The organism is Pseudoalteromonas sp. PS1M3 (assembly GCF_016865405.1).
Classification (GTDB): domain Bacteria; phylum Pseudomonadota; class Gammaproteobacteria; order Enterobacterales; family Alteromonadaceae; genus Pseudoalteromonas; species Pseudoalteromonas marina.
On record NZ_AP022624.1, the window covers coordinates 3,440,555 to 3,459,644 of the forward strand.

Sequence of the window (19,090 nt, forward strand, 5' to 3'; positions counted from 1 at the left end):
CGCATAATACGCAGATAGAATTATTTTTCAAGTCTATACGCTTTGTAATATTATTAAGCGGTCATATGTCTGCTTTTTGTGCAAATATTCACACACTTAACAATAATATGTATAAAATAGTCTCGCCTTACTTTTTATTGTTTCGCTAAATTTAAAAAATACCTATAAAAAAGCACAGGTAAAGCATTTTTACAACGCCTATAACCTGTGCCTAAAATTTATAACTAATCAGCTAGTAAACTTATTTGTTATATAAAACGAGCGCCTTTTCAGCCTGTGCCGTGTTCTTGTAACTCAAAGCTGCCTGGTCTGCAAATTGGTGTTTATTATCACCATTAAGTGCTTTATCAAACACACGTGCCGCTAAATCATAATCACTTTGTGCATTAGCAAGGCACGCAAGCGACAACAGCAGTGCTGTATTAGTGTCGTCTTTTTTAAGGCGATCTTGAATACTGGCTTGTAATTTGTGCGCTTCGCCATGGTTTGCATTATTTAAAATAGCAGCAAGCTCATCATGTTGGCTGGCTTGCTTAACCATTTTAGCTAAATCGCCCTCAATAACAGCAAGCTGACCTGTTGCAGCCATTTGAGTTAAATACGCAGTATGCGCATAAGTTTGAAGTTTTCGTGGTAATTGTTTGTATTTATTTGTTAGTTCATCAGCTGATTGAGCCGAAAAATAGGCAGTAAATACACGCGTCCACTGATCACTAGAAAACACTTTTTTACGCAGTAGCTTGGGTAAAAACTCTTCTAGCACGCTAAAGTGCTGCTGTTGTACCAATACCTCAGTGTACAGTTTAAGCTCAAGTGCAGTGGCTTTTTTAGCTTCTGCATTAACGCGCAACTGCGATTCAATTGCACTGCTATCGCCACTTGCCAACCATAGTTTTGCTACCTTCAATTGCTGCTCAGGGCTTATTTCAAATAATCGTTCTAGTGCTTTATCTGCCTCGTTGTTAGCAAGTGCCGCTTTAGCCAATAGTGCCAAACGAATATCATCAAATTTATCTGGCACACTGTTACCAGAAAGTGAGCGCTCTACTTGTTCGTAATCGTCGTTTATAGCACTGAAAAGGGCTTGTTCAATTGCGGCAAATTTACGCTCTTCACTGCGGGCAAAAAAACCATGTTTGGTATTTCTATAAATTGATAATAAATAGCGTATTAGTTTATACGTAAAGTATAAAGTTGCCGCAGTCATTGCAGCCATAATACAAAACGAAACAATGGTGCCTTCAATTGTTGTGTTATTAAACGAGATAAGCACGTAGCCTTTTTCGTCCAGTACAAAAGGGGTAACCGCAAGTACAACAACAATAGCTACAATTAAGATTATTAGGCCTATCATTGCACCCACTCCTTAACCGTTTGTGTACTTTGCAAAGTGACCTCTTGGCTAAAGTTGAGCTGCTCTTTTTCTAATTTAGATAGCGTATTTAGTACTGATTTTGTGGCGTCATCGTCTTGCTTAAAGTACTCGCCAGTTAAGCGCTTAGCTTCGCTTAACGCACTAAAATATATACTCGCTTGCTTACTTAATAATGCGTCCTGCGCCTGTGCTATATTTAATTTAATTCGTTGATTAATTAAATTGCGCTCTTGGTCGGTCAGTAAAGGTTCAATAGCAATCCCTTCATGGCGCCTAATAGTAATAAAACTATCAACAATTTTATTCCAACTATTACTGATATTTTGCTGCCAGTCGTTAATATCTTCGCTGAGTGCATGTTCATCAATTACCAATGTTTCCTCTGGTAAATTGACCGCATTAAACACCAATTCGTCAATTCGGTTAATAACACTATTTAGCTGTAAATAAATGGCCTCGGTAGCAACCGGTTTTAAACTATCAAGCGTTTGTATGTCTTGCATAATGGCTTGGCGAACTTCAATTGTGCCAGGGTACTCACTTAACAGTCCGTCTAAACGCTTTAGTACAGCGCTTGCGCCTTGGTAATCTTTTTCGGCCCACAGTTTAAACTCAGCCATTCGTTGTAAGCTGGTGACCTCTTGTGGGTTTAAAGATGAACCTTGCTGCTGCGCTTTTTGCAGCGCAGCTTTTAATGCTTGCTGATTTTCAAGAGTGCTTTGCGTTAATGCCTCAGATACTTTTTCTTCGCTATTAAATAACGCTTGTTGTAAGCTCATTTGAGAAGATTTAAGTGCAGCAAGCTCTTGCTGGAGCAGCTTGTTTTGCTCGCTAAGCTCGTTAACAATTGTGTTTTGCGCTTTACCTGCATTTAGCTTTTGATAAAACTCGTAGCCAACTCCAGAGGCCACAACCAACGATATTAACAATGCAAGTGAAGCCACTTTACTTACTTTTTGTTTGTCATTTGCAGGTTTGTTTTTTACGCTTGCTGGCTCATTTTTAACTGATGTTGAACTCGAAGCTGTTGATGTTGTGTTTTCTGTTGTTATTGACTTAGGTTGTTCACTCATGCTGCTACCTTGCTGATTAATACAGGTAAACATAGCGTTATCGCTAGCCCCTGCTGCAATATGGATATTTGCCAAACTAACATGTTGTTGCTGTAAATATGCGGCTATGCGCTCGCTGGCAACATAAAAGTGGCACTGTTGTAACCATTGTAATTGTTGTGCAGCAACGGGGGTAAACATGGCATCAACTGCTGCATTACTTGTTATGACTATACCGTGTACATTGCTGCTTTTCCAGTGGTCAGTCCAGTCACTGGTTAAATCTGGCACTGGCTCACGTTCATAAACAACACAATTATTTAAAAACGCGCCACGCTCTTTAAGTACCTTGGCGATGTCTGGGCGACCACCTTGCCCTTTAACCAATACAATATTGCTACCATCAACTTGAGCCAACGACTTAAGAGCCAATACTCCTTCTGAATCGAACTGCTTAGGCGTGGCTGCACGCACACCAAATAATTCATATATTGTATCGGCAGTTTGCTGCCCTACAGCATAAAACTGCGCTTTAATGTTTATATCGGGCTTTAATTGTGCCAGTGCTTTAACAGCGTCCTGAGAGATAAAAATAATTTTATCTGCATTAATAAGTGGGCTTAGTTGAGTACTAGAGGGCGTTAAATAGTTAATATTTAAAACAGGAAACAATGACGCCTGATAACCCGCTTGCTCAAGTTGCTCTGCAAGGGCTGCGCCTTTTCCTTCGGGCCGAGTTATCAGAATATGTGTCATTTATGCGTCTCTGTATACGTCAGCTAAAATTTTATCTGCGCCTTGAGCAAGTAATTTTTCAGCCAGCTCTATTCCGAGTTTTTCGGCATCGTTAATATGACCCGCAACTTCGTCACGTAAAATTTCGCTGCCATCGACTGCGCCTACAAGCCCTCGTAAATGGACCTGTTCGCCATCAACTAACGCATAGGCACCTATTGGCACCTGACAACCACCTTCTAAACGGCGGTTCATTGCACGCTCTGCATTAACACGAATACGTGTATGTGTGTGCTCAAGCGGTGCTAATAACGCTTTAGTCACTTCATCTTCAATCCGACACTCAATACCTACAGCACCTTGGCCGTTTGCAGGCAACGATACTTCTGGTTCAATGTAGTCAGCAATACGCTCGCCCATTTCTAAACGAATAAGCCCTGCCGCTGCTAAAATAATCGCATCGTATTGCCCAGCATCTAATTTAGCTAGGCGTGTATTTACGTTTCCGCGTAAATCACGGATTTCTAAGTCAGGTCTCAGTGCTCTAATTTGGCATTGGCGGCGCAAGCTTGATGTACCTACTACCGCTCCTTCTGGTAACTCATTCAAGTTAGCAAAGTGATTTGATACAAACGCATCGCGCGGATCTTCACGCTCACAAATGGTATGAAGGGCTAATCCTTCTGGAAACTCCACCGGCACATCTTTCATTGAGTGTACGGCAATATCAGCTCGACCATCTAGCATAGCTTGCTCAAGCTCTTTAACAAATAAGCCTTTACCGCCAATTTTAGCAAGTGGTGTATCTAAAATAATATCCCCTTGTGTCGACATAGGGACTAACTCAACACGCACGTCATCATGAAAATGCTCTAGCTGCGCTTTTACAAATTCGGCTTGCCATAGCGCCAAAGCGCTTTTACGGGTTGCTATACGTACTAATTTTGTTTTTTCTGTCATAGGGGTATCCAATTAATTACTGCGGTTAGCATTATTTAGTTAGCTAACACTCTAAATTCTTTTTGAGCTATTAAATTACCTTGCTCATCAACTACAGCTACACGCCAATGGCCTGTTTGCGTGTTCATAATATTTTTTGTTGAATAAGTTCTGTAGCGTGGCGAAGTAACATTAAGTGAAATTTCGGCCATTGTTTCACTTTCAAAAGACCAAACATGTTTTACGCGCTGGCCTTGCAGCCCTTTAAGCTCACTAAAAAATGATAACGAACCTTCAAACTGACTTAAACGCACGTCGGCTGCAAACACATTAGTAGGTTCGCGTTTTACTACACTGCGTGTAAGCACTGCGCGGCTTATTTTACTGGTATCAATCTGAGCACCGAGTGCCACGCTAGCAATATGGGCATCTTCAGCAAATTGCTCTGTAACAGGTTGCGAATCAACATTACTCTCTGGCTCTAATGCGATTGTGCCAAGCTCAGAAGTTTGCTCTGACGCAGGTACAGATACTGTTTCACTTGTTGTATCAGCGCTTATTGCATTAGTGATCAACACATCGTTTTTACTGTTATCAACTGTATTCGTTTTTTCAGTTATTGAGTCAACTGTTGATTGGGTTATTGTCGGCTCATCTGAAATTGGCGCAACGGTTACTGACTCAGCGTTTTCAAGTAAGGCATTGGTAATGTCTGCCTCTTGAGTTGTTGGTAGTTGCTCAGCAGGCAATGTTTCAGCATGCTCAGTCTCTATATGCGATTGGTTGCTGGGTGCATTATGTGTTTCGCTTTCAGTTACTTCATCACCTTGTGTGCTATCAGTGATTAAAAGTTCTGTTTGTTCATTGGGATGTGCGCCCTGATCTGCATTTACTGAGCTGGTTAAACCATATATCACAGCCGCAGATGTCATTACTATCAACATAGCCAAACTCACAATTCGACGCCAATGCCATTCATAGCTTACCGTAGGTAGGCTGTTTTGTGGTTCGCGTTTTACATTTGCTTTAATAACTATTTTTTGACTCATATTGACCTCAGCGGCTCCAAAATTAGCTTAAACGGGCAATTAACCATTGGCGAATAGCGTGTAACTCTTCTGCACACACTTGGTGTGCCATTGGGTATTCCTGCCAGCTTACATCCATGTTATGTGCTGTTAATACATCAAATGCACTTTTACCTGCACTCATTGGTACCACGTTATCGTGACTACCATGTGCCATAAATACATTTAAATCGGTATGCTTTGCTTCATCTGTAAATTTATGCGGCGCGCACATATAAGTAGACAGTGCCATAACACCCGCCAACTTTTGTTCAAAGCGCGGAGCTAAGTGAAGCGACACAACACCACCTTGTGAAAAACCAGCCAAAATAATTTTGTTAGCAGGTATTCCGTTGGCTATTTCTGTATTTATTAACGCCTCTACTTTTTCGGCAGACTCCCTCACCCCTTCTTCATCGGCACGTTTATCAAGCTCTATTGACTTAATGTCGTACCAAGAACGCATTTCCATACCACCATTTATGGTGACCGGTTGCACAGGCGCATGTGGGAAAACAAAACGCACGCCCAGCTCGGCTGGTAAATTTAATTGCGGCGCTACAGGGGCAAACCCATCACCCGAATCACCTAAGCCATGTAACCAAATAACTGTCGCTTTATGCGCGCTCTGTGCGGGGTATTGAACAAACTCTAAACTCATAATGATGATTGCCACTTAATTTCTTGGCCAGCTTGGCGAGTTGACGCTTCGTTAATGAATTCCCAAAACTCTGCACCAGAGCGGTTATCAATCCATTGACCGTCACGCATTTCAAAATGGTGACCATTGAATTTAGTTGCTACCCACACTTGATGAAGAGGCGCTTGCTTATTGATGACAATTTTACTCTTATCAGGAAAAATAATTTCTAAAATACCTTGCGCTGATTCGTAATCTAAATCGGCTTCACAATCATCAATTTGCTCTTCAATTGTGAACATAAGAGCTTCGGCTAATTGGTGATATTCGTGTTCAGTCATTGTTGATTCCTTTGCAGGCGGGCCGCCTAATATTGGGTACGTAATTGCGTTAAAAATATGCAGCTAGTGTAACAGGAATAAAATCATCCGCGAATAGCTGCATTTTTTAGATATTCTGTTACTCTGCGATTATAAAGCCAGCAACAATATTAATCTAATGAAAGCGACACATACCTTACAATTAAAAAAACTATTAATTTGCACGGCCCTATTTGGCGCATTAGCTGGCTGCGGACAAAGCGGCCCATTATATTTGCCTGAACAACAGGCCGAGCAAAACCAACCAGAAAACACTATGGTGCCTGCCGCAGAGGCCAAGCAACCTACAACACCAGTCAAACAGGAGCAATAAATGGATTTTTTTAACTATAAAAACAATCAATTGTTTGCTGAAGATGTGGGTATTGCCGCTATTGCTCAGCAATATGGCACGCCTTGCTATGTGTATTCTCGTGCAACGTTTGAGCGCCACTATCTTGCGTTTGCCAATGCGACTAAAAACCATAAAAGCTTGGTATGTTATGCCGTAAAAGCAAACTCTAATATTGCTGTATTAAATATTCTAGCCCGCCTTGGTTCGGGTTTTGACATTGTATCTAAAGGTGAGCTGGCGCGTGTAATTAAAGCAGGAGGAGACGCCGGTAAAGTAGTATTTTCAGGCGTTGCTAAAACCGCTGACGAAATAGCGTATGCATTAAAATTAGGGATTAAATGTTTTAACGTTGAGTCGGCCTCTGAATTAGAGCGTATTTCAGAGGTTGCGTGTGAGCTTAACTTAGTAGCACCAATTTCTATTCGCGTTAACCCCGATATAGATGCAAAAACGCACCCTTATATTTCTACTGGCCTTAAAGAAAACAAATTTGGCATTGATATTCAAACCGCTGTAAGTGTTTATCAACAAGCCGCTGCTTTACCTGGCTTAAACATAATAGGCGTAGATTGCCATATTGGTTCGCAGTTAACCGAAGTAAAGCCGTTTTTAGAAGCGCTCGACAAACTCCTTGCGCTAATAGATGAGCTAAAAAATGTTGGGATAGAATTAAGCCATTTAGACATAGGTGGTGGGTTAGGTGTTCCTTACGACGGCGAACAACCACCTCATCCTAGTGAATACGCAGAGCAAGTAACAGCTCGCCTAGAAAACTACCGCCATTTAGAACTTATTTTTGAACCAGGTCGTGCCATTGCTGCAAACGCAGGGGTATTAATTACGCAAGTTGAATTTATTAAACAAAACCAAAGTAAATTTTTTGCCATTGTTGATGCCGGTATGAACGATATGCTTCGCCCTTCTCTTTATCAAGCGTGGCAAAAAATTATACCTGTGTCGGTTCGTGATGACGATACGCCAACTTACAACTTTGATATTGTTGGCCCCGTGTGCGAAACCGGTGACTTTTTAGGAAAAGACCGAGAACTGGCGCTGAAACAAGGCGATTTACTCGCGCAGCGAAGTGCTGGGGCATATGGCTTTACTATGAGTTCAAACTATAACTCTCGCCCACGCGTAGCTGAAATAATGGTAGACGGTGAACAGCACCATCTTATTCGCGAACGTGAAACCATTGAGAGTCTTTATCAAGGTGAGAAAATTTTACCATAAACGTTTTTGCCAACTAGCTGCTCTGTGGCATGATTACCACAGAGCAAACACGAATTAGAGCGCTATGTTAGTTAATTTTTCCAAAATGCACGGCTTAGGCAACGACTTTGTTGTTATTGATAACATTACACAAAATGTATTTTTATCACGAGATCAAATAAAAAAACTGGCTGATCGCCACTTTGGCATTGGCTTTGACCAATTACTCATGGTTGAAGCACCATACTCTCCCGATCTTGATTTTCATTATCGTATTTTTAATGCCGATGGTACCGAAGTAGAACAGTGCGGTAATGGTGCACGTTGCTTTGCACGTTTTGTGCGTATGAAAGGCCTGACTAACAAACATAAAATTAGTGTATCAACCAAATCAGGTAACTTAACGCTCTATATAGAAAAAGACGGCCAAGTTACGGTTAACATGGGGCACCCTAATTTTGAGCCAAGCAAAATACCGCTTAAAGCCAGCAAACGTGAACTCACCTACATTATAAGGGCTGAAGAACACACCGTATTTAGTGGCGCAGTATCTATGGGGAATCCACACTGCGTGCTTGAAGTTGACGATATTACGACAGCGCAGGTCGATGTATTGGGTCCACTGCTTGAAAACCACGAACGTTTTCCACAGCGCGCTAACATTGGGTTTATGCAAGTTATATCGCAAGAGCATATAAAGCTAAGAGTATGGGAGCGCGGCGTAAACGAAACGCTCGCATGCGGCACTGGCGCGTGTGCAGCGATGGTCATTGGCCATATGCAAAGCAAGCTTTCAAGCGCGGTACAAGTCGACCTACCTGGTGGAACACTTCAAATACGTTGGAGTGGAGAAGGTCATCCAGTACGAATGACAGGCCCTGCTGAACACGTATTCGATGGACAAGTAGCGTTATGAGCGAGCTAAATGAAGAGCAAATTACTAGCTACTTACTCGCAAATCCTGATTTTTTAGTTAAACACCCAAACGTGCTTGCTCAGCTAGACCTTCAGCAGCAAGCGCAAGGGGCAACGTCATTAGTACATATTCAACAGCGCCAATTGCGTGAACACAATACGCGTTTAAAAAATCAAATCGATACAATGAGTCAGCACGCAGTTCAAAATGAGCTCGTATACCGTCTCCTCAGCCAATGCCATCGCCAGCTTTGGAGCCATGACGACTTTGATACCATCGCTAAAAATTTACACGCCATTGTGTGTTCAAATAACGACATAAGTGACTTTAAATTAATAAAATACAGCCCTGACTACGACGAGCTTATTGAACACCGCCTCACAAACTCTGGGCATTACTTAGGCCGCATTACAGCGCAAGAACGGGCTCTATTATTTAGTGATGACACGCAATCTGCGGCTATTTATTTAATTGGTGATGAAAAGCAACCTATTGCCATACTCGCGTTTGGCAGCAACAACGTGAACCATTTTGAACCCGCACAAGACAACCTGTTCGTTCTGGATTTTATTAGTGCCCTGCAGTTAAGGTTACAAAAACTCGCATGAGTGATGATGCGCCTAATATAAGCGAATTAAGTGACAACTGGCGAACACCCATTACGCTATTTAGCGACTACCTAAAATTTGAAAAACAATATTCAGCGCACACTGTAAATCAGTATGTTAGCCAACTTGGTTTTGCAGCCCTTTATTTTAATAAATTATGCGATGACTGGTTTGGCGTACAGGCAGAGCATATTCGCCGTTACAGTATGGCTTTACGCGCCAAACAATTAAGTGGCCGAACCATTAGCTTAAAATTGAGCTGTATCAGAAGTTTATATAAGTTTTTAAAAGCTAAAAATATTGCACAGCAATCGCATTATCACAATCCTGCTACCGGCATTAAAGGCCCCAAATTTGCCAAGCCTTTACCTAAAAACCTCGACGTTGATCAAATGGCTCGCTTGCTCGAAATTCCTGACGACGACCCTTTGGCAATAAGAGACAAAGCTATGATGGAACTTATGTACTCATCAGGTTTACGTATTAGCGAGTTAGTTGGCGCTAACATGCAAGATATTAATGCCAAAAGTGGCGAAATATTAGTTCGCGGTAAAGGTAACAAAGAACGCCTTATTCCCGTGGGAACAAAGGCATTAGAAGCATTAAAAAAATGGTTAACCGTGCGCCCTCAGTTTGCAAAGCCAGACGAGCCAGGTGTATTTTTAAGTAGCCAAAAAAATCGTATTTCAATTCGCCAAGTGCGTTTGCGCATGCAAGAGTGGGGAATAAAGCAAGGTATTAGCTCACAGGTGCATCCGCATAAATTACGCCATTCATTTGCATCACATATTTTAGAATCGTCGGGTGATTTACGTGCTGTACAAGAATTGCTTGGCCACAGTAGCTTGTCGGCCACACAAGTGTATACCCATTTAGATTTTCAGCATTTAGCAAAAGTGTACGACAACACCCACCCGCGCGCTAAAAAACAAACTGATTAGGAAATTATAATGATCCGATTTAATCGTGCAATACGTCCTTTTTCTGTCATGAGCTTTGATTTAGACGACACGCTATACAACAACCACCCAATTATAAAAGCAGCCGTTAGCGCCCAACAAAATTACTTAAATGCATTACCACGCTACCAAGAACAAGGCCCTCAATACTGGCAACAATGCCGGCAACTTGCCGCCCTGCAACAGCCAGAGCTAAAAGACAATGTAACGCAGTGGCGCAAGCACACATTGCGTTTAGCACTATCAAAGTTAGAATTTACTGAACAAGAAGTAGCACTGCACGCTAGTAACGCCTATAACGCATTTGCCGATGCACGCAGTAACATTGTAGTCAGCGACGACGTATTAGCGCTACTTGATAACTTAGCGCAACATTTTACCTTAATCGCCATAACCAATGGCAATGTTGAAATAGAACGCTTTAATTTACACAATAAGTTTGAGCTAGTGCTACAAGCGGGCATGCACGGTAAAGCTAAACCTCATAGCACCTTATTTGACAAAGCAGCTGCGCACCTAAAAGTCACCAAAAGCGACATACTCCATATTGGTGATAGCCTAGATACCGACGTACAAGGCGCCAATAACACAGGTTGTCAATCAGTGTGGTTAAACGATCAAAACGCTAAGTATGACTACAAAGGCCTAGCCGACGTGGAAATCACCAATATTCACGCATTAACGCATTTTATTCGTTCATAAATTGCTACGAGTAAATTAGCCTTATAAATTAAATTTAGGGAACAATTATGACTTTAAACGAATACCTTAAATCACTTGCTGAGAACCCAAAAAACATTCAATTTACCGATACAATGGCGGTGATTGAAGCCAATTACGATTTTACTGCTTGTGCCTTTAATAACCACGGGTTGCTGAGCTCAGCGAGTGAAAATAACGGTTCATGTAAAATTTTTGCGTTTGCAAAACTCAATGGGCTTAGCAAGCAAAACACTCTTGATTGCTTTGGTAAGTTTTACCGCGATGAGGTGCTTAAAAACCCTAACGGCGACGATCATATGAACATTCGCACGTTTATGTTAGCTCCAGAGACGACACCATTTTTAGGCGTTACGTTTGAGGGCGAGCCTTTAACAGCTAAGTAACTGGGCTCCGATTAAAAAACTTGAGTTATGTTATAGATTAAAGTGGTTTTTCCATAAAATAGCGGGTGCCGCAAAGTGGGTAGTTATCAAGCTGATACTTTACGCTGTATCCGCGTTTTTCATAAAAAGGTTTTGCTTGAAAGTCGAGAGTGTCTAGCTGGGCTTTTTTAGCGCCAAGCAATATCGCAGCTTGCTCTAACTCTGTGAGCAACTGCCCGGCAAGGCCTTCATTACGAGCGATTTCACTGCACCAAAGCCAATTTATAATTAGCCAATTGCCAAATACGCAACCACTAATACCAGCCATTAGTTCGTTATTATTATCAACAAATTTATAGCCGAGTGGCACTCTTTGCGCATCAAAATGCTTGGCATTAAAATCAACTATTTTATTACGTAAAGTTGAGTTTAACGCATCACTGTTATCAGATTTTAATTGATACATATACCGCTCCTAAAAAAGCGATATTAGCAAACACACTTAATTAAAAAAGATTATTTTTACCAAAAGGCACTTCAAGTAAGTTGCTAGAAGTTTTTTCGGGCTGCCCGCACATTTCGTCGTGAGCGCTTGTGTGGCGAAGCATCATTTGTGCGTACGCTATTTTTTCAAACCGCTTTTGTACATGCAGCGGGCTTACAGCTCTTACAAATTCGCCATCTTCCTCTGTTACATAATATTCAACGTTATTAATGATCACAGAAACCTGATACAGCGCCATTTCAAGTGAGTGAACAACTACTTTTTGTAGCGGCTCATGATTTTTTAGTTCAGAAAATTTCATACCCATTTTTGTTCACCTTAATTAAATATCGCTCTATCGATACGCAGCTTTGCTATAATCGCGATCAGTTTTTTATTGCCAACTAAAGAGAACACTTTATGAGCACCAAAATCCGCCTTGCTAAATACATTGCTCATGCAGGCGTGTGCTCGCGTAAACAGGCATCGCGTTTAATAGATGAAGGGGTAGTAACGGTAAATAATCGCCCAGCCAATCATATTGATCACGTTGATGAGCAAGACGACATAATAGTTAATGGCCAAGTAGTTAAAGGGGCAGCCGATTTAGTTTATTTTGCGTACCACAAGCCTGTAGGTATTGACTGCAAATTAAATGAAAATGACCCCGCCAGCCTTATTCACCATTTACCTACCCTCACCCGGGTTTACCCCATTGGCCGATTAGATAAAGACTCTCGCGGCTTGCTTATTTTGACCAACGACGGTGACTTTTGTAATCAACTTATTCACCCTGACTTCCACCAGCCTAAACGTTATATAGTCACGGTAAATAAACCGATTAATAACGCGTTTTGTGAAAAAATGGCTGCAGGTATCCCCGTTGATAAACAAATAACCTTACCGTGTGAAGTAACTAAAATAGCTGACAATCAATTTAGTATTATTTTAAAACAAGGACTGAATAGGCAAATACGTAAAATGGCGCATTACTGCGGCTTTAAAGTAATTGATTTATTTAGAGTGCAATTTAGCGAACTCGCCCTCTCAAAACTGAACCTCCCTAAAAACCACTACATACAAATTAATAAAACTGATATTTCGAAAATCTAATACTAAATCGCTTAATTATACCGCAAAAAGTTAAAAAATAACCTTGCAAAAATAGATTACAGGTGTAGTCTTAACTTAAAGATTACATTTGTAGGCAATAAAATGATTGAGTTATCAAAAGCAGAGTTCGACGTGCTTGATGCGCTTTGGATTAATTACCCTGCCACCGCGAGCCAAATTATTGAGCGCTTAAGCGATGATAAGCAATGGCACGAAAAAACCATTAAAACCCTACTGGGTCGATTAGTTAAAAAAGGCGCACTGACCTTTGAAAAAGACGGCCGCCAATATATTTATACTCCCTGTATGGAGCGCGCCGACTACACCCTCAAAGAGAGCGAAAACTTTATTGAGCGCTTTTTTAGTGGCCGTATAGCGCCGCTGGTAAGCGGGTTTGCTAAATCAGAGCAGCTTTCGCAGCAAGATATAAATGAGCTTAAAAAAGTCATTGATGACTGGGAAAAAAACCAAAAGTAAGGATTAGCTATGGATATTCAAACTGGGTTTAATTGGTTAATTGAGCAACAACTACTATTGAGTATTTTGTTTTGTGGATTTATTTTACTCGAGCGATTTGGTTTAAAAACCCTTGGCGTGCGGTTTGTATACAAGTTAGCGTGGTTAATGCCTGCGGCATTAGTTATCGCTAATTTACCCAATGCGATTAAACCACTGCAAAATAGCAATATTAGCCATTACTTAATTACCCCTAATCAGCCTTTTACACATGAAATGGGTATTAGCTGGGCACTTATGTATGTACTTATTACTGCGGGGTTATTAATAGCTAGTTTTATTACACATACTCGTTTTGTTAAAAGCCTGCAGTTAACTGAGCTAACACACTTTAACCATACACTTACCACAAGTGCTAAAACTTATATCAGCCAACATGTAGCCACACCAATGGTGGTGGGTATTTTTCAAAGCAAGCTAGTACTGCCCAGTGATTATAATACCCAGTTTGATAAAGCCACATTGGCGCTTATTTTAGAGCACGAAAACGTACACATTAAACGCAAAGACAACCTAACAAACGCATTCATGCTGCTACCCACTATTTTACTTTGGTTTAACCCACTCGCTTGGTTTTGTTACGCAAGCATGCGCCGCCTACAAGAGCTGACTTGTGATGAACGGGTACTTGCCAATAAAAACACACAGCAACACATTTTATACAGCAAAGCCTTAGTGAACTGCGCGGCAGCAACGCCCGCAGGACTAATGGCTTATTCACACTACGGAGATAAAAAAACCATGTTACAACGACTTACCAATATAAAGCACAGTGGCAGTAGCTCTCGCTTTGCCAAAGGTGGCTTACTGCTAGTTGCAGCAAGTATTTTAAGCACGCTCGCTATTGCAAAGCAACCACAAACAGAGGGCGCTAAAGAAGAGCATATTTCACCAATAATTCGCATTGAGCCTCACTACCCAGCCCAAGCCGCTAAGCAAGGCATTAGCGGATCTGTGGTGTTAAAATACGATATTGCAGCTAATGGCAGAACAAAAAACATTAGTGTCATTCAATCTAAGCCGTCAGACGTTTTTGATAAAGCAGCCAAGGAAGCCTTGGCAAAGTGGGAGTATAAAACCTCTAGGGCAGGCTTTAATGACGTACTTGTACAGCTCGATTTTGCCATAAACAGCGAGGTTGCACATACCGATTTAATAGAGCGAATTAAAGTATCGCATTAGTGCTGTTGGGTGATACAAGAACACAAAGCAAGCGCCCTTTTAGGCCGCTTGCTTTGTGGTTTTAACAATAAAATTAAATACTCACTACAATCATGGCAATGGCAGTACCTAAGCCAATAAACCATACAAGCGAACGTATAATATCTAAGTTCAACCAATAAAAAATACAATACAAAATGCGTGAGACTATATGAGTAACCGCCAAGGTTTCGGTTATTGCGTTTACCGAGTTAGTACCAAATACCACTGCAATAGCAACAGCAAAAACAGCGAGTGATTCAAAACAATTTTGATGAGCAGCGAGCGTCCGAGCACCAAAGCCAGTTAGTTTTGCTTGTTGCGCCCTAGGATGTTTATTATCGTATCGACCTAATTTTGCCATTGCCATCGCAACCGGCACTTTTGCAAAATAAGGCATTAATACAGCCAATAATGCGCATACTACTAATGTCGTCATAGTTTATTCTCTTATTATAAAATCTGATAATTTGAGCAATACATATACCATACACGCACAAAAAAAGCCGCCAATACGTTTTATGACAAACGCTGGCGGCTAAACAATAACATCACACTTACTATAGCTAAGTTTACTCATAAAGCAGTGCGGCATAATGTCGCAGGTGATGAATATTCACTATCACCTTTAATGCGTCGCTTTAATAATCAAAGATTGCTAACGTAAAGACCTTATTTTTTATCGACGAATACCATGACCTGGATCTTTTTCACTTTTTTAGCCGCTTTTATGCAAGCATGGCGAAATGCCCTGCAAAGTAATTTAAGCTCACATGCAAGTGTGGCTGGCGTAACGCTTTCGCGCTTTATTTTAGCCGGCCCCATTGCTGCCTTGTATTTGTACGGCTTGTATCAATATCAAGATACCGCCATGCCTACCTTTAATAATGCCTTTTGGGGATTTATTATTGGCGCAAGTATTATGCAAATACTCGCCACCGGCTTAATGGTAAAACTGTTTAAAATGAATAATTACGCCATAGGTGCAGGCCTTGCCAAGAGTGAAGCCTTAGTAGCGGCTATTTTAGGGGTATTGTTTTTTGGCTCTGCGCTTAGCCTACTTGGTTGGCTGGGTGTATTTTTAGGCGCTATTGCGGTGCTTTTACTTAGCGGTATAACCAGCGTAAAACACTTTGATGCTAAAACAGCGTTACTGGGCCTTGCCTGTGGTACCAGCTTTGCCCTTACATCGCTGTGGGTACGTGAAGCGAGCTTAAACTCAGGGTTATTATTTCCGCACTCGGCTGCATGGGTTTTACTGTTTGTAATAAGCCTACAAACGCTTATATTACTTGGCTATTTATTACTAAAAGAGCCACACACTGTTGGCAAACTTTGGCAATATAAAGGCACTACTGCCGCAATTAGTATTTTTAGCTGTGTAGGCTCTATTGGCTGGTTTAGCGCAATGAGTTTACAGCATGTGGCGTATGTTAAAACGCTTGGGCAGATTGAAGTATTTTTTACTATGCTAATTGCTGTACTTTGGTTAAAACAACCGCTTAAAAAGCAAGACTCAGCAGGCTTAATACTTATAGCCATTGCCGCTATTTTAGTGATGTTACCAAATTGAGAACATAAAAAAGCGCAGGCTTTTACCTGCGCTACTATAGGCTGCATATAACGTTTAAAGCGAATGTTAAGCGCTTTTTTTAAGAGCTGATTTTTAGCGTTATCACACCGCAAATGATCATAAGCACACCAGCAATACGCCCAAACGTGGCTGCATCACCGTAAAGTAATATACCCACTAAAAACGTACCCGCAGCACCTATACCTGTCCATACGGCATAGGAAGTCCCCATTGATATTTGCTTTTGTGCAAGCCACAACATAAAACCACTGGCTGTTAAAAATGCAATGGCCATTGCTATTCCCTGCCAGCGTGTGTCGGGATTTTGTGAAATTTTTAAACCAATTGGCCAGCCTATTTCAAGCAAGCCGGCAATGACTAAATAAACCCAAGCCATTAAACATCTCTCTTTTTCAAAATTACGTCGTATAAATCTTCGCGGCGATCTTTTAAATTACGCACTGTCCCTTCGCTATGAAGAATTTTTAGCTTATCCATATCAAGGTCGCTAAATAATAACATTTCAGTATTAGGTGTTGCTTCGTTAAGTGTTGCATCGTGCGGGAACGAAAAGTCAGATGGCGTCAGTACTGCCGATTGCGAGTACTGTACGTCTAGGCTTTCTACTTGTGGTAAGTTACCCACTGAACCTGCAATAACCACATAACATTCGTTTTCGATTGCCCGCGCTTGTGCACAATGGCGAACCCGTAAATAACTATTTTTAGTGTCGGTCCAAAACGGCACAAACAGTATATCAAGCCCTTGCTTAGCTAATATGCGTGAAAGCTCTGGGAACTCTACATCGTAACAAATTTGAATACCTACGCGCCCAGCATCGGTATCAAACACGGCAATTTTGTCGCCGCCTTGAATAACCCAATCGTTTTGCTCATGTGGGGTTATATGTATTTTGCGCTGCTCGTCTATTTTACCGCTACGGTGGCATAAATAACTTACGTTATAAATTTTGTCGCCTTCGGCAAGTGGCATAGAACCAGTAATAATGTTGGCGTTATATTCTATTGCCATACGCGACATGGCGTTTTTAAACGTTTCGGTGTATTCGGCTAAATAGCGGATTGCTTCAGTTTGATTGCTTTGCTCAGTTAACCCCATCAGCGGCGCGTTAAAAAATTCAGGGAATAAAATAAAGTCACTTTTGTAGTCAGATACCGTATCTACAAAGTACTCTACCTGCTTAAGCATTTCTTCAACCGATTCAACACAACGCATTTGCCACTGCACTGCCCCTACTCGTACTATCGATTTAGTCGATTCGAGTACGGTGTCGGTTGGCTCGTACATTATGTTATTCCACTCAAGTAAGGTGGCGTAACCTACAGACTCTTGATCCTCTGGTAGGTACTTTTTTAGTAATCGCTTTACCTGAAAGTCGTTAGAAAGCTGAAAGCTTAAAATTGGGTCATAAAGCTCTTTTTGGTCAACCTTTTCAATGTATTCCATTGGCGTCATTTCACTGCTGTGATTGTAATAACGCGGAATACGGCCACCCGCTAAAATAGCGCGTAAGTTATATTGGCGGCACAATTCTTTACGGGCATCATAAAGGCGACGCCCTAAACGCATACCTCGGTGAGTTTCGCTAATGGCAACATCCAAACCGTATAGCGCATCGCCATCGGTATCGCTGAATACACGGTCATGGCCGTCAGCAATGTCTTCGTAGGTATGCGGATTTGAAAAGCGGGCGTAGTCTACTTGCACGCTTAGTGCTAAACCCACCAGCACGCCGTCATCTACTATGCCTATTTGCCCTTCTGGAAACTGATCGATTAATCTAAAAATGGTATGGCTTGGCCATGCGCCACCTAAGTCTGGGTAAGCTTGATCCATTAGCGTTTTTATTTGTGGGTACTGCTCTTTGGTCAAGTTACAAATTTCTAGGTGGGTTTTTTCTGCCGACATACACAACTCCTTGGGGCATGGGAACAAAAAAGCTGAACAAATGCTCAGCTTAATAAACTATATTATGCGTGCTAACTCACTTTGCAAGTTACTTTAAGCTACGATAAAACAATGTGGTTACTCGCTCTTTTGGTAGCCATTTTGCATATTTAAGACCCAGCTCTGATAATGGGTCGGCGTCAAGTACTTGCTGCAAACTTGCATCGTTTTGCATTGCCTTAAGCATAACATCTTTGGCTTTTTGCACCAGCTTACGATACGTTATCAGCCCTGAACGGTCACTTACTGGACCATGCCCCGGAATAACTTGTGTATTATCGTCAATTTGGTTAATAACATCGTCAACCGCCGCTAATACTCCATCAACACTGCCGCCACTATCTACATCAACAAACGGTAAGCTACCAAAATTAAAATAAATATCACCCATGTGAACTATGTTGTCGTTACTAAAAAAGATAACTGAGTCACCATCGGTATGGGCATGTTTGTAATGCACAACGTGTGCGTGTTCGTTATTAAAATGTAGTTTTAAATCGTGACCAAAACTAATACGAGGTAAAAATTTAGAACCCTCACCATGCTTTTCTTTCAAACGCTTATGGACATTGTCGTGCGCAATGACATGTGCACCTGCTTTTGCAAAATTTTCATTGCCGCCGGTATGGTCGCCATGGTGATGGGTATTAATTACAAATTCGGCGCTGCCAGGCTTTAAGTCGCTGATGGTTTTTTTAATATCGTCTGAGAGCTTAGCAAACTGATCGTCAATAATATAAATACCGTCATCACCCACACTTGCAGCAATGTTGCCACCTTGCCCAAATAGTACATAGACACTTTCACTTAGTTTTTCTGCGGTAACGGGGTTATCGTCTGCATGAGCCGATGCGCTCAGTAGTAAACCTGTTATTAACGCGGGTAGTAATTTTTTCATTTTAGTTCTCCATTGTTAGAGTTATATAGAACGTGA

General features: G+C 41.4%; 23 protein-coding genes. 11 read left to right on the top strand and 12 right to left on the bottom strand.

Features of this window, described 5'->3' with window-relative positions; translation table 11 throughout:
- Positions 1 to 241: 241 nt before the first annotated feature.
- Genes PS1M3_RS16040 through cyaY form a run of 6 tightly spaced genes read right to left on the bottom strand, consistent with a single transcriptional unit; the run spans position 242 to position 6,149 of the window.
- Positions 242 to 1,354 carry a heme biosynthesis HemY N-terminal domain-containing protein gene (locus tag PS1M3_RS16040; protein ID WP_008129473.1) on the bottom strand — a complete coding sequence of 371 codons (1,113 nt, stop codon included), beginning with the start codon at positions 1,352 to 1,354 and terminating at the stop codon, positions 242 to 244.
- A complete protein-coding gene (locus PS1M3_RS16045; protein WP_008129470.1) occupies positions 1,351 to 3,183 on the bottom strand; it encodes a uroporphyrinogen-III synthase in 1,833 nt (610 codons plus the stop codon). Before PS1M3_RS16045 ends, PS1M3_RS16040 begins: the two co-directional genes overlap by 4 nt.
- Complete coding sequence (gene hemC / locus PS1M3_RS16050) at positions 3,184 to 4,122, bottom strand: hydroxymethylbilane synthase (RefSeq protein WP_008129468.1); 939 nt, start codon at positions 4,120 to 4,122, stop codon at positions 3,184 to 3,186.
- A gap of 35 nt (positions 4,123 to 4,157) precedes the next feature.
- Positions 4,158 to 5,150: a DUF2914 domain-containing protein gene (locus tag PS1M3_RS16055; protein ID WP_008129466.1), complete on the bottom strand. Its 993-nt coding sequence runs from the start codon at positions 5,148 to 5,150 to the stop codon at positions 4,158 to 4,160.
- Between the two features lie 22 nt (positions 5,151 to 5,172).
- The gene (locus PS1M3_RS16060) at positions 5,173 to 5,829 is read right to left on the bottom strand and encodes an alpha/beta hydrolase (RefSeq protein WP_006792463.1); all 657 of its coding nucleotides are present in this window, start codon (positions 5,827 to 5,829) and stop codon (positions 5,173 to 5,175) included.
- Positions 5,826 to 6,149 (bottom strand): iron donor protein CyaY, encoded by a 324-nt coding sequence (gene cyaY, locus PS1M3_RS16065; protein WP_006792464.1) that lies wholly within the window; start codon positions 6,147 to 6,149, stop codon positions 5,826 to 5,828. Before cyaY ends, PS1M3_RS16060 begins: the two co-directional genes overlap by 4 nt.
- A gap of 157 nt (positions 6,150 to 6,306) precedes the next feature.
- On the opposite strand from cyaY, the gene PS1M3_RS16070 reads away from it, so the two are divergent.
- The 7 genes from PS1M3_RS16070 to PS1M3_RS16100 all read left to right on the top strand — a co-directional run bounded on the left by PS1M3_RS16070 (position 6,307) and on the right by PS1M3_RS16100 (position 11,323).
- The gene (locus tag PS1M3_RS16070; RefSeq protein ID WP_006792465.1) at positions 6,307 to 6,501 is read left to right on the top strand and encodes a lipoprotein; all 195 of its coding nucleotides are present in this window, start codon (positions 6,307 to 6,309) and stop codon (positions 6,499 to 6,501) included.
- A complete protein-coding gene (gene lysA / locus PS1M3_RS16075) occupies positions 6,502 to 7,755 on the top strand; it encodes a diaminopimelate decarboxylase (RefSeq protein WP_138740649.1) in 1,254 nt (417 codons plus the stop codon). It abuts the gene before it with no gap.
- Positions 7,756 to 7,819: 64 nt separating this feature from the next.
- On the top strand, positions 7,820 to 8,650 hold the full coding sequence (gene dapF, locus PS1M3_RS16080; RefSeq protein ID WP_010557932.1) for a diaminopimelate epimerase: 831 nt from the start codon (positions 7,820 to 7,822) through the stop codon (positions 8,648 to 8,650).
- A complete protein-coding gene (locus PS1M3_RS16085; protein ID WP_138740650.1) occupies positions 8,647 to 9,258 on the top strand; it encodes a DUF484 family protein in 612 nt (203 codons plus the stop codon). The genes dapF and PS1M3_RS16085 overlap by 4 nt, the downstream gene beginning before the upstream one ends.
- Positions 9,255 to 10,199: a tyrosine recombinase XerC gene (locus tag PS1M3_RS16090; protein WP_006792469.1), complete on the top strand. Its 945-nt coding sequence runs from the start codon at positions 9,255 to 9,257 to the stop codon at positions 10,197 to 10,199. Before PS1M3_RS16085 ends, PS1M3_RS16090 begins: the two co-directional genes overlap by 4 nt.
- 9 nt (positions 10,200 to 10,208) lie before the next feature.
- Positions 10,209 to 10,919: an HAD-IA family hydrolase gene (locus tag PS1M3_RS16095; protein WP_138740651.1), complete on the top strand. Its 711-nt coding sequence runs from the start codon at positions 10,209 to 10,211 to the stop codon at positions 10,917 to 10,919.
- Positions 10,920 to 10,966: 47 nt separating this feature from the next.
- Entirely contained in the window at positions 10,967 to 11,323 is a 357-nt protein-coding gene (locus tag PS1M3_RS16100; protein WP_138740652.1) for a HopJ type III effector protein, read from the top strand.
- A gap of 37 nt (positions 11,324 to 11,360) precedes the next feature.
- Here the strand turns inward: PS1M3_RS16100 and PS1M3_RS16105 are convergent, their stop codons facing one another.
- Positions 11,361 to 11,768 (bottom strand): N-acetyltransferase, encoded by a 408-nt coding sequence (locus PS1M3_RS16105; protein WP_008129452.1) that lies wholly within the window; start codon positions 11,766 to 11,768, stop codon positions 11,361 to 11,363.
- Positions 11,769 to 11,808: 40 nt separating this feature from the next.
- Positions 11,809 to 12,114 (bottom strand): DUF6482 family protein, encoded by a 306-nt coding sequence (locus PS1M3_RS16110; protein WP_138740653.1) that lies wholly within the window; start codon positions 12,112 to 12,114, stop codon positions 11,809 to 11,811.
- A gap of 92 nt (positions 12,115 to 12,206) precedes the next feature.
- Here PS1M3_RS16110 and PS1M3_RS16115 point away from each other — a divergent pair, with 92 nt between their 5' ends.
- From PS1M3_RS16115 to PS1M3_RS16125, 3 genes are all read left to right on the top strand, one after another.
- On the top strand, positions 12,207 to 12,899 hold the full coding sequence (locus PS1M3_RS16115) for a pseudouridine synthase (protein WP_138740654.1): 693 nt from the start codon (positions 12,207 to 12,209) through the stop codon (positions 12,897 to 12,899).
- A 102-nt stretch (positions 12,900 to 13,001) separates the two neighbouring features.
- The gene (locus PS1M3_RS16120; RefSeq protein WP_008129445.1) at positions 13,002 to 13,376 is read left to right on the top strand and encodes a BlaI/MecI/CopY family transcriptional regulator; all 375 of its coding nucleotides are present in this window, start codon (positions 13,002 to 13,004) and stop codon (positions 13,374 to 13,376) included.
- A gap of 9 nt (positions 13,377 to 13,385) precedes the next feature.
- Positions 13,386 to 14,597, top strand: coding sequence for a TonB family protein (locus PS1M3_RS16125; RefSeq protein WP_008129443.1), 1,212 nt, complete (start codon positions 13,386 to 13,388; stop codon positions 14,595 to 14,597).
- Positions 14,598 to 14,670: 73 nt separating this feature from the next.
- Here the strand turns inward: PS1M3_RS16125 and PS1M3_RS16130 are convergent, their stop codons facing one another.
- Positions 14,671 to 15,054, bottom strand: coding sequence for an MAPEG family protein (locus PS1M3_RS16130; protein WP_008129441.1), 384 nt, complete (start codon positions 15,052 to 15,054; stop codon positions 14,671 to 14,673).
- Between the two features lie 255 nt (positions 15,055 to 15,309).
- Between PS1M3_RS16130 and PS1M3_RS16135 the strand changes: the two genes are divergently transcribed.
- Positions 15,310 to 16,188 (top strand): DMT family transporter, encoded by an 879-nt coding sequence (locus tag PS1M3_RS16135; RefSeq protein WP_193371872.1) that lies wholly within the window; start codon positions 15,310 to 15,312, stop codon positions 16,186 to 16,188.
- Between the two features lie 79 nt (positions 16,189 to 16,267).
- Here PS1M3_RS16135 and PS1M3_RS16140 read toward each other — a convergent pair whose 3' ends face one another.
- From PS1M3_RS16140 to PS1M3_RS16150, 3 genes are all read right to left on the bottom strand, one after another.
- Positions 16,268 to 16,585: a multidrug efflux SMR transporter gene (locus tag PS1M3_RS16140; protein WP_006792480.1), complete on the bottom strand. Its 318-nt coding sequence runs from the start codon at positions 16,583 to 16,585 to the stop codon at positions 16,268 to 16,270.
- Positions 16,585 to 18,117, bottom strand: coding sequence for a bifunctional GNAT family N-acetyltransferase/carbon-nitrogen hydrolase family protein (locus tag PS1M3_RS16145; RefSeq protein WP_138740656.1), 1,533 nt, complete (start codon positions 18,115 to 18,117; stop codon positions 16,585 to 16,587). Before PS1M3_RS16145 ends, PS1M3_RS16140 begins: the two co-directional genes overlap by 1 nt.
- Positions 18,118 to 18,205: 88 nt before the next feature.
- A complete protein-coding gene (locus tag PS1M3_RS16150) occupies positions 18,206 to 19,054 on the bottom strand; it encodes an MBL fold metallo-hydrolase (protein ID WP_006792482.1) in 849 nt (282 codons plus the stop codon).
- Between the last annotated feature and the right edge of the window lie 36 nt (positions 19,055 to 19,090).